The 8,488-nt window shown below is 65.3% G+C and carries 9 protein-coding genes; 7 read left to right on the forward strand and 2 right to left on the reverse strand.

From position 1 onward, the window contains the following. The 6 genes from PHP59_RS09840 to PHP59_RS09865 form a co-directional block, all read left to right on the forward strand. Positions 1 to 185 (forward strand): zinc ribbon domain-containing protein (locus PHP59_RS09840; RefSeq protein WP_300166497.1); only part of this gene is annotated, 185 nt, incomplete at its 5' end. Between the two features lie 162 nt (positions 186 to 347). Continuing rightward, on the forward strand, positions 348 to 1,460 hold the full coding sequence (locus PHP59_RS09845) for a SprT family zinc-dependent metalloprotease (protein WP_300166499.1): 1,113 nt from the start codon (positions 348 to 350) through the stop codon (positions 1,458 to 1,460). A gap of 216 nt (positions 1,461 to 1,676) precedes the next feature. Further along, complete coding sequence (gene ruvC / locus PHP59_RS09850) at positions 1,677 to 2,153, forward strand: crossover junction endodeoxyribonuclease RuvC (RefSeq protein WP_300166500.1); 477 nt, start codon at positions 1,677 to 1,679, stop codon at positions 2,151 to 2,153. Then, positions 2,150 to 2,737, forward strand: coding sequence for a Holliday junction branch migration protein RuvA (ruvA, locus tag PHP59_RS09855; RefSeq protein ID WP_300166502.1), 588 nt, complete (start codon positions 2,150 to 2,152; stop codon positions 2,735 to 2,737). The genes ruvC and ruvA overlap by 4 nt, the downstream gene beginning before the upstream one ends. 5 nt (positions 2,738 to 2,742) lie before the next feature. Then, positions 2,743 to 3,729, forward strand: a complete 987-nt coding sequence (gene ruvB, locus PHP59_RS09860; protein WP_300166504.1) for a Holliday junction branch migration DNA helicase RuvB — start codon at positions 2,743 to 2,745, stop codon at positions 3,727 to 3,729. 192 nt (positions 3,730 to 3,921) lie between these two features. After that, the gene (locus PHP59_RS09865; protein ID WP_300166506.1) at positions 3,922 to 4,200 is read left to right on the forward strand and encodes a peptidylprolyl isomerase; all 279 of its coding nucleotides are present in this window, start codon (positions 3,922 to 3,924) and stop codon (positions 4,198 to 4,200) included. 468 nt (positions 4,201 to 4,668) lie between these two features. Here the strand turns inward: PHP59_RS09865 and PHP59_RS09870 are convergent, their stop codons facing one another. Next, on the reverse strand, positions 4,669 to 5,901 hold the full coding sequence (locus tag PHP59_RS09870; RefSeq protein WP_300166508.1) for an MFS transporter: 1,233 nt from the start codon (positions 5,899 to 5,901) through the stop codon (positions 4,669 to 4,671). Positions 5,902 to 6,008: 107 nt separating this feature from the next. Here PHP59_RS09870 and PHP59_RS09875 point away from each other — a divergent pair, with 107 nt between their 5' ends. Then, a complete protein-coding gene (locus PHP59_RS09875) occupies positions 6,009 to 6,779 on the forward strand; it encodes a 4Fe-4S binding protein (RefSeq protein ID WP_300166510.1) in 771 nt (256 codons plus the stop codon). Between the two features lie 7 nt (positions 6,780 to 6,786). Here PHP59_RS09875 and dnaK read toward each other — a convergent pair. After that, positions 6,787 to 8,488: molecular chaperone DnaK (gene dnaK / locus PHP59_RS09880; RefSeq protein ID WP_300166512.1), on the reverse strand; the 1,702-nt coding region annotated here is incomplete at its 5' end.

Genomic DNA, 8,488 nt, shown 5'->3' on the forward strand with positions numbered 1-8,488 from the left:
GATGCAATCATATCAGTAAGAACAATCGGCACAAGAAATCGTTTGTCTGCGAATGCTGCGGACACTCGCTCCATGCCGACCTTATCGGTGCTCGGAACATCGAGTCCAGAGCACGCACCTACAGGTACACCCTGGAGGTGCAGGGGTGCAGTCAGCCACCCATACGAGAACTATCGACACGATAGAGTCTCAAGCCCCGGCCTTCAGGCCGGGGTAGTTGACGCCACATCCTTCTGGACATGGTGTTGACTCTACACCGGGCCGAAAGTGACCCTCCTGCGACATCGATCCCGAACATTGACGCCGACCAGCATCTCTTTTACCATCCCGAAAAAGAGATCATGAGCATGGTGCACCGGTCTCCCGACGATCCGCCCTTCCCCTACCAGATCGAATACATCTCGGGGATCAGGCGGATCGAGATCTACCTCAGAAACGGCCGGGACGTCGTCGTCCGGGCGCCCCCCGGGACGCTGGCGGAGAAGATCCGCACCTGTGTCCGGGAGCATGCAGCGGCCGTCACCCGGAAACTGAAACCCTCAGACTCCCCTACCGGTTTGTTCAGAGCCCGGGGGCGTCTCATCCCTTTTTCCGTGGAATTTCGCCCCCGCTGCCGGACCGTGACCCTCGACATCCGGGAAGGGGGGCATATTGTGGTGAAGGCGCCGCCCGGGACGACCCGGCACGAGATCGACGCCGCCTTCCGCACTCACGAGGCCTGGCTCCTGCGAGCCCTGGAAACGCCGCGGGGCGAGGAGCACGCCTCCCTTCGCGCCGGCGGGACGATGATCCCGTACGTGATCGCCTACAACCAGCGGGCGGTCAACCTCACCCTCAAGATATTGCCCGACAACACTGTCCGCGTCACCGCCCCGGCCGCGGCGTCGAAGGAGACTGTCCGTTCGTTCGTCGCATCGCATGCGACTTATATCCATGAGACGATCGCCGCCCCCGGGAGAACGCCAGCGCGCCCGATCGAGTATACGAACGGCGGGGCGCTTCTCGTATTCGGAAAAGAGGTGACCATCAGGACTGTCCCGGCAAACGGCAGGGACGAGGGATCGCTCACAGGAAATCTCCTCCTCGTCCCGGACGACCGACCAGTCCGGGAGACGGTATCCGCATTTCTTCAGAAGACCACAAGGGCCGAGGTGAACCGCTCTCTCCCCCGGTATGCCGATGCGCTCGGGGTGGCCGTCCCGCCGATCCGGATCCGCTTCTTGAAGACCGTCTGGGGGAACTGCATCCCGGACGTGCGGATCGTCTTCAACGAACGCCTTGCGATACTTCCCCCTGACCTCATCGAGTACGTCGTCGCCCACGAACTCTGCCATATCCGCCACCCCCACCACCAGAAGACGTTCTATGACACTCTCAGGACAGTCATGCAGGACGCGGATGCACGAAAGGTGCGGCTGAAGAGTTATCACCCCTTATGGGCGAAGGGCGACGCCGTCTGAACGGCTACGTCGCATGGCGGCAGAGGAGTCGGATTCCCGCTGGCGCATGAGATCGGCTCTTTCTTAGGCTTTGAGTTATCATCGATCCTGAGCAAGGTGGCGGCGCTGAATGAGCTCATCCCCGTACAGCAGCTCGACCGACAGTGCCGTCAACAAAAGGTATCATCAACCAGGAGAACCGAGTATTCAATAGACGGGGAGCACACCTGGATACACATGATCGTCATTGGCATCGATCCCGGGCTGGCGAGAACCGGCTACGGCGTCCTCAGCACCGACGGCCGCTTTCCGACGCCGCTGACCTTCGGCTGCATCGAGACCGGCGGCGACTGCAGACCCTCGGAGCGGCTGCTTGAGATCTACGATACGGTCTCCGGGCTCTTCGACGAATACGGTCCCGCATGGGTCGTCCTGGAAAAACTCTTTTTCTCCAGGAACGTCACCTCGGCGATGCATGTCAGCGAGGCGCGAGGCGTCCTCCTCCTCGCCGCAGAGCAGCGCAGGATCCCGATCGCCGAGTACACCCCCAACCAGATCAAACAGGCGGTGACCGGGTCGGGGCGCGCCGACAAACATCAGATGCAGGAGATGATGCGCCGGCTCCTCAGGCTGGAGGAACTGCCCCAGCCCGACGATGCCGCTGACGGCCTCGCCATCGCCCTCTGCCACATCAATATGGTGCAATTAAGATGATAGCCCACCTCTCTGGAGAAGTGACGGCCACCGGCGAGCGGTGGGTGGTGATCGAGGTCGGCGGCGTCGGCTACAGGGTGCAGGTGACCAGGCCGGCGCTGGAGAGCCTCCGGCAGGCGCAGGGGCGCGTCAGGGTCTATACCCATATGGCGGTCCGCGACGACGAGATCCAGCTCTTTGGCTTTCTCCAGCAACGCGAACTGGAACTCTTCACGATCCTGATCGGGGTTTCGGGCATCGGTCCCAAGAACGCCATGAACATCCTCTCCGGAATCTCGTTCGAGGAGTTCGCCCTTGCGATCCTCGACGACGACGAGAAGACGCTCACCCGGATCCCGGGGATCGGGCAGAAGAGCGCAAAGCGCCTGATCCTTGAGTTGAAGGAGAAGATGAAGAAGCATGCTGATACTCTCGCCGTCAGCAGGCGCCCGACAGAAGCCTGCGATGCCGCGAGCGCCCTCATGTCGCTCGGTTTCTCGCCGCAGGAAGCAGAGGATGCGGTCGACGCCGTCCTGCCGGGCCTGCCTGATCCGACTGTGCAGGGCCTGATCCGCGCCGCACTTGCCTGTCTGCGGGAGCGCTGATCACCATGAAGGAACGCATCCCTTCGCCTGCTGTCCTCACTGAAGAGTCCGACGACGCCGCCATCAGGCCGGCGCGCTTCGACGAGTTCGTGGGCCAGCCACAGATCAAAGAGGCCATCGCCATCGCCATCGCCGCCGCAAAAAAGCGCGGCGAATCACTCGACCACATCCTCTTTTCGGGGCCCCCGGGTCTCGGGAAGACGACGCTCGCCCAGATCATCGCCAGGGAGATGGGGGGCGGGATCAGGAGCACCTCGGGGCCGGTGCTGGAGAAGCCCGGCGACCTTGCCGCCCAGTTGACGGCGCTTTCCCGGGGCGACGTCCTTTTCATCGACGAGATCCATCGCTTGAACCCGGTGGTCGAGGAGATCCTCTACCCGGCGATGGAGGACTCCTGCATCGACGTGATGATCGGCGAGGGGCCTGGCGCACGCTCGGTCCAGCTCCCGCTTGAAGCCTTCACCCTGGTGGGGGCGACGACGAAGGTCGGGCTGCTCGGTTCTCCCCTCAGGGACAGGTTCGGTTTCATCTTCCGTCTCACTCTTTACGAGGTCGACGACCTTGTCAGGATCGTGGAGCGGAGCGCTGCGATCATGCAGACGCCGATCACCCCGGAGGGTGAGCGTGAGATCGCACAGCGGAGCCGCGGGACGCCCAGGATCGCCAACCGCCTCCTCAAGCGCGTGCGGGACTTCGCCCTGGTGAAGGGCGATGGTCGCATCGACGGGGAGACGGCGGACCGCGCCCTGACGATGCTTGGCATCGACCGCCTGGGCCTTGACGATCTCGACCGGCGGATTCTCTCGGTGGTCGCGGACGATTTCGGCGGCGGGCCGGTGGGTGTCAGGACGATCGCCATCTCGGTCGGCGAAGAGGTGCGGACTGTCGAAGAGGTCTACGAGCCGTATCTGATCCAGATCGGATTTATCAAGCGCACGCCTCAGGGCCGGGAGACGACCGAGGCGGCGCGGCGGCACCTCGACGCGGCCTGAACGCGCCGGGCTCGTACGACGTGTTCTCGAAAGCATTTCTGATCCACAAAAAATCTCCCGGCAGCAGGTCGTTTCCCGGGGCAGTCGGAACACGAGCGGGCAAAAAGCAGTGCAGCATACTCAGGGGTGACCGTCCCAAAAACGAGAGGGGAGTCGCCCCGTTGATATAGAGAGACGGCGCACCTTTTCTGTATGGTACAGTGCAACGCATCCCACATCCTTGTCGGGAGCATGGCAGAAGCACAGGAACTGATCGAGAGGATCCGGTCCGGCGAGGACTTCGAGGCCCTGGCACGGAAGCATTCGTCCTGCCCGTCAGGGAAAGAAGGCGGAAAGCTCGGCTGGTTCGGGAAGGGGCAGATGGTCCCGCCCTTCGAGAAGGCCTGTCTCGCGGCGAAGGAAGGAGAGGTCGTCGGTCCGGTGAAGACCCAGTTCGGCTGGCATGTCATCCGCCTCAACGGCAGGAAATAATCTCTTTTTTTTCATGTGTGCGGCTCCGGGGAGTCGCTCGTTTTCGGGTCGATTGTAGTTATTCGATACCATGAGGGAAAGGGGGTCCGCTGTCTTTCTCCTACGGGTGCTGGGGGAATGTTGATCACTGCCTTCCCCACAATCTGAACCGGGGGACTGACGCCCCCAGACCCCCGACACAGGATAGGGTCGGGGAAGAGAGAGAGAGGAGATACGGCAATCTCTTTCCTCCGAATAGAATCCTGTTCGCTCTTCCCGGGGCCAATCGTAGGTCGGGGGTCCGGGGGCGGTGAGAAAGCCGCCAGGCTTTCGAGCAGTCCCCCGGCGAACGCCGGGGGGAAGGCAGTGGATCGACGCTCCCTCCCTGCGATCAGGAGGGAGATATCAAACCTGGTATGAGGGTTTCAACGAAGCCGATTTCTCAGAACAGAATGAGAATCGTCTCATCAACGCGACCGTCGAGAGAGGTCACCGCCCCTCGACCTTTGCGTCCCTCTCCCGCCGCCCGGCCACAACGAAGAGGACGGCGACGGCGACGGCGAGAAGGGCCGGGGCCGTGAAGCCCGCGGCATAGCCGGCGCTGCCGATGACGATGCCCGCCACGAGGGGGCCGGAGGCGTGGCCGATGTCCATGATCGAACTGAGGGCGCCGACCGCGGCGCCGAGTTCCTGCCGCGCCGCGATGTCGGCGACGTACGCCCCTGTCGAGACGGTGACCAGGGAGACGGCAAGGCCGAAGCCGACGGCGGCGGCCGTCACGACCGGGGCGGAGGCGGTGAGGGGGACGGCGGCGATGCAGCCGCCCGCGGCGAGGAGGCCGAGCACGATCTGCGTCCGCCGCCCCGTCCTGTCGGAGACCGCCCCGAAGAAGGGTTTGGAGAGGGCGATCGCGAGCACCTGAAGGGCGAAGAGGAGACCTATAAGGTACTCCGGCGTCCCGGCCGCGACGAGGTACAGGGGGAGCCAGGTCTCGAAGATGCCGAAGGCGAAGTAGGTCGCCATCTCGACGAGGGCCGTGGAGAGGAGGAGGCGGTTCTTCCCGAAGGATGCAAGGCTCTCGCCGAAGCTGCGGAGGGAGACGGCCCCGCCCGCGGCCGGCGGCGCCGCGGGGCCGGCGTCGAGGCGGAGGACCAGGAGGAGGACGGGGACCGCGGCAAGGAAGGCGAGGAGATAGACCAGGCGGTAGCTGAGGAGGCCGGAGGACGCCGCGAAGGCCGAGAGGACGATCCCGCCGACGAGAGGGGCGGCCGTCCTCCCCGCCAGGGTGGCCGAGGAGTAGAGGCCGCTCATCTCCCCCTTCCTATCGGGGTACCGGGAGAAGATGATCATCGCGGCGACCGGACCCAGGATGGCGGTCGCGAGGCCGTGGAAGAACCGCACCGGAATGAGCCAGAGGGGATCGGCGACGAGAAGGTACAGCAGGGGGGCGGAGAGGAAGACGAGCGCCGACGCGGTGAGGAGGCGCTTCGGCCCGATGCGGTCTGCCATCACCCCGACAGGGAAGGAGAAGAGGATGCCGGCCGCGGGGGAGACGGCGGCGATGAGGCCGATCATCGCCTCGTCCGCGCCGAGGGCGCTGGAGAAGAGGGGGAGCACCGGGTTCTTCGAGATGGTCGTGGAGAAGATCGCGAAGAACCCGACGACAGAGAGGTACGTGATCAGGGAGGGCCATCTCCTGCCCTGTACGGTCTGCTGCGCCACGATCGGTCACCCGGATAGAGGAGAGTGTACCCCCGCGGCCTAACAACCTATCCCTCCCCCCGGAGGGTGAGGTACATATAGCGGAAGGTTCCAGTGGGGGAGAGATCATGGTCCTTGCCGTCATCCCCCGGATCCTCGGGTTTGCCTATGCCCTCGTCCTCGCACCGGCCCTCGTCCTCCTCTGGCGCGGCGGGCAGATAACGCGGAGGAGGGCCCTGCCCCTCCTCGTCGTCTCCGCCCTCCTCGGCTTCCTGCTCTTCGCCCCGATGGCGCCGTACCAGCTCCAGCTCGTCGTCCTGGGCGACACCGCGGCGCTCGGCGCCCCGCTCGCCGTCGTCCTCGGCGGCCTCGCCTTCTTCTTCGTCGTGAGCCTCGCCGGGGGCCGGACCTTCTGCGGCCACCTCTGCCCCATCGGCGCCATCCAGGAGATCCTCTCCCTGGCGGGCCACGCCCGCCTCGGCCGCACACGGAAGAGGGAGACGATGGCCGTGCGTTTCGCGGTGCTCGCGGCCGTCCTCGTTGCGGGCCTCGCCTTCTCCGTCAACGTCCTCGGCGCCCTCGGGGTGGAGGACTTCTTCTTCCTGAACGTCGCCTCTGTCTCCTTCGCCGTCTTCGCCGCCCTGATGCTCCTCGGCGTCGCGGTGTACAGGCCCTTCTGCCGCGTCATCTGTCCGTACGGCGCCGTCCTCTCCCTCGCCGCCGCGAAGGCGCAGTACAGGTTCAGGCGGACCGACCTCTGCATCGCGTGCGGGAAGTGCGAGAACGCCTGCCCGGTCGACGAGGCGAAGGAGAGGGACAGGAAGGCCGAGTGCTATATGTGCGGCAGGTGCGTCGAGGTCTGCCCGGTGGAGGGCGCCCTCCGGTACGCCCGCCGGTGAGGGCACTTCAGGGCTCTTTCTCGTCCTTCACCCTGTACTCGGCGTCATAGACCTGCTCGCCGCCGCCCGACGGCGCCGCGGCCTGGTAGATCGCCGTCCCGGCCTCCTGCAGGACGGACCTGAGCCTCCCGGTCGCGGACTTCACGGCGTCCATCTCCTTCCCGGCAAGGGCGCCCTTCAGGTCGGCGACCGCCGACGCCACCCTCTCCTTCTGCTCGGCCCCCATCTTCTCGCCGAGATCGGCGAGGGTCTTCTCCGCGGCATAGACGAGGGAGTCGGCCTCGTTCCGGGTCTGCGCCTCCTCGACCCTCCTCCGGTCCTCGTCCTCGAATTTTTCCGCCTCCTTCACCATCCTCTCCACCTCGGACCCGGAGAGTTTCGTCGGGGCGGTGACCGTCATCTTCTGCTCTCTGCCGGTGCCGAGGTCCTTCGCCGAGACATTCAGGATCCCCGAGGCGTCGATGTCGAAGCTGACCTCGACCTGGGGGACGCCCCGCGGCGCCGGCACGATGCCGACCAGGTTGAACTGGCCGAGACTCGTGTTGTCGGGCGCCATCGGCCTCTCCCCCTGGAGGACGTTGATCGTCACCGAGGTCTGGAGGTCGGCGGCGGTGGTGAAGACCTGCTTCGCCCGCGTCGGGATGGTGGTGTTCCGCGGGATCAGGGCGGTCCTGACCCGGCCGAGAGTCTCGATGCCGAGGGTGAGGGGCGTGACGTCCAGGAGGACCATGTCGGTGATCTCACCGCCCAGGATCGCCCCCTGGATTGCCGCCCCGATGGCGACGCACTCCATGGGATCGACGCCCCTCTCGGGTTTCCTGCCCGTGTGCTCCTCGACGAAGCGCTGGACGGCCGGCATCCGGGTCGGCCCGCCGACCAGGATCACCTTCCCGATCTCCTCTTTCGAGACCTTCGCGTCGCTGAGCGCCTGCTCGAAGGGGGCGGTGCACCTCTCGATGATCGGCGAGACCAGGTGTTCGAGTGTCGCCCGGCCGATCTTCATCACCAGGTGTTTCGGCCCGTCGGGGCCGCCGGAGATGAACGGGAGGTTGATCTCGGCCTCCTGGGTGTTCGAGAGTTCGATCTTCGCCTTCTCGGCCGCCTCCCGCAGGCGCTGGAGCGCGGTCGGGTCCTTCCTGAGGTCGATGCCCTCCTGCTTCCTGAACTCCTCCGCGATCCAGTCGACGACGGCGGCGTCCATGTCGGTGCCGCCGAGCGCGGTGTCGCCGGCCGTGGCCAGGACGCGGAAGGTGCCGCCGCCGAACTCCATCACCGTGACGTCCAGGGTGCCGCCGCCGAAGTCGAAGACCAGGATCTTCTGCTCGCCCCCGCGGTCCAGGCCGTAGGCCATGGCGGCGGCGGTGGGTTCGTTGATGAGCCGCACGACGTCGAGGCCCGCGATGGTGCCCGCGTCCTTCGTGGCCGTCCTCTGGTTGTCGTTGAAGTAGGCGGGAACGGTGATCACCGCCTTCGCGACCTTCTCGCCGAGATATGCCTCGGCGTCCCTTTTGATCTTCTGGAGGAGGAAGGCGGAGACCTGCTGGGGCGTGTACTCCTTCCCGCGGATGCGGTAGACATGGTCAGTCCCCATCTTCCTCTTCGCCGCCATCACCGTCCCCTCCGTGTTGGTGACTGTCTGCCGCCGCGCCGGTTCGCCGACGAGCATCTGCCCCTCCTTCGTGAAGGCGACGTACGACGGGAACATCTTG

It is taken from the genome of Methanofollis sp. (assembly GCF_028702905.1).
In the GTDB taxonomy this organism is placed as follows: domain Archaea; phylum Halobacteriota; class Methanomicrobia; order Methanomicrobiales; family Methanofollaceae; genus Methanofollis.

Coding starts and splice junctions, on each gene's coding strand:
- PHP59_RS09875 (WP_300166510.1), top strand. CDS start 6,009: ATGGTCCTTGCCGTCATCCCCCGGATCCTCGGGTTTGCCTATGCCCTC.
- ruvC (WP_300166500.1), top strand. CDS start 1,677: ATGATCGTCATTGGCATCGATCCCGGGCTGGCGAGAACCGGCTACGGC.
- PHP59_RS09845 (WP_300166499.1), top strand. CDS start 348: ATGGTGCACCGGTCTCCCGACGATCCGCCCTTCCCCTACCAGATCGAA.
- PHP59_RS09865 (WP_300166506.1), top strand. CDS start 3,922: ATGGTACAGTGCAACGCATCCCACATCCTTGTCGGGAGCATGGCAGAA.
- ruvA (WP_300166502.1), top strand. CDS start 2,150: ATGATAGCCCACCTCTCTGGAGAAGTGACGGCCACCGGCGAGCGGTGG.
- ruvB (WP_300166504.1), top strand. CDS start 2,743: ATGAAGGAACGCATCCCTTCGCCTGCTGTCCTCACTGAAGAGTCCGAC.